Source organism: Microbulbifer okhotskensis, from assembly GCF_023895975.1.
GTDB classification, from domain to species: Bacteria; Pseudomonadota; Gammaproteobacteria; order Pseudomonadales; family Cellvibrionaceae; genus Microbulbifer; species Microbulbifer okhotskensis.
Map to the genome: position 1 here is coordinate 1 of NZ_JALBWM010000270.1, position 1,588 is coordinate 1,588.

At 45.2% G+C, this 1,588-nt stretch carries 1 protein-coding gene and 1 pseudogene; one reads left to right on the forward strand and one right to left on the reverse strand.

The annotated features are described in order from the left end of the window. Positions 1-42: 42 nt before the first annotated feature. Entirely contained in the window at positions 43-417 is a 375-nt protein-coding gene (locus tag MO867_RS21960) for a T6SS immunity protein Tdi1 domain-containing protein (RefSeq protein ID WP_252473136.1), read from the forward strand. Positions 418-608: 191 nt separating this feature from the next. Here the strand turns inward: MO867_RS21960 and MO867_RS21965 are convergent. After that, positions 609-1,395 (reverse strand): annotated as a pseudogene (locus MO867_RS21965) (Tn3 family transposase); the annotation flags it as partial. Positions 1,396-1,588: the final 193 nt, after the last annotated feature.

Below are 1,588 nucleotides of genomic sequence, written 5' to 3' on the forward strand. Positions count from 1 at the left end.
AGAAATACATCAGCCTATAAACCGTTTAGCTGACACAGAGTTTTGAACACCCTCAAGATTTTTCACCTAAGCGTAGGATCTGGGGCTTTGAGAGAGATCTGCAGCTCAGTTGATGAGTTTCAAGCACTCCTTAAAGATCCACAGTTTATTTACGATGAATTTGTCCCCCATGTCATATCCTCCTTTAGAGAAAGTGAAATGGCTCTTGGAGAGGGCCAGTTATATAGCTTTAAAATTCTTCCTATATTCGGTGGCGAGGGATCTATTGACAATATTGCCCCCTGTGACATTGAGGTTCACTTTAGCATCTTTGGTCAAATGGTAGAGCAAACTCAAAGTTTGGAGCCAGGTACACCAATTGGTAGTGTAGACTTACAAATCCCCAAGAAAAAACTCTGGTGGAAGTTCTGGGGATAACAAACAGCTGCAGCGCGACAGTCTGGACTCCACTTGTTCGCTGGCACTCTCGCTTTCCCCACCGAAATTAACCGCACCCTTTTTGACCTAGACCCGACCGGAAACCTATAAAAATGGGGAACTAGGGATTTTCCGTCCAAAAACGACAAAAGTCTCTGAAAGCCCTGTCGTCCGTGGCTTCCCAGGGAGTATTACTTTCCCAGAACCGGTAAACATCCTTCGATAGTGCGCATCAGCTCCTCCAGATCCGGTAGTTTTTCACTCAATTCGAAGGTATAGATACCCTTTAAGTTGATGTTATACCAGGCCACTGGAGAAGCCTGATTGACAATCTGTATTCGTTTATCGTCATTCTGATATTCGAAGCTTGTCAGCAGTTGGCTGAGCATGCTGGAATTGAAGTAAATAACGGCGTTGGTGACCAGGCGTGTGCATTCGTCCCATAGTTGGATTTCTTCATCAGAGCTGCCCCGGAACTGATCCCCATTTACGCTGCTGATTGCTCGACGCAGTTGGTGATAGGCCTCCCCCCGATTAAGTGCTCGCTGAACGTAGTTACGCAGGCTGGCATCACCGATGTAGTTCAACAAGTAATTGGCTTTTACTAAGCGGTTGTACTCTGTTAGGGCCTCCAGCAAGGGATGGTTTTTCTTGTGCCCGGAGAGTTTACGAACCAGCGTGGCCTGTGTCGTTTTCGCTCCTTGAGAGACACTGCGATCCGTTGGATGGTGTCCCAGTGCTGCATGATACGTTTGGCATTGATGGTTTTTTTCAGCTGCAGCTGAATTTTCTGATCTTTATCTTCCTTTACATCGAGCATCTCATTGATGACTCGACCAATCCGCGCGTAACACAGGGCAAAGCTGTACCCGAACAAATCCAGCAGAGCCAAGTTGACGTGATTGACCCGTGGGTATCAGTAGAGAGGACATCCGGTATGATCTCCGAACTGTTGTTCATCAGCTCTATGAAGTAATACTCTACAGCTTTTAATCCAAATAATTTTATCTTCTGGAACTTCTATATTTTTTCTGATTTATATTCGTTTACTGAGTTTTTTTATTAAGTGTTCAGTCAAGCGCCATTCAAAAGTTGTAGATTCTCCTCCATTTCAAACAACAACACTTCGGACAGTTTCATGCAGCTATAGCCCCGTAGTCACTGTACCGTT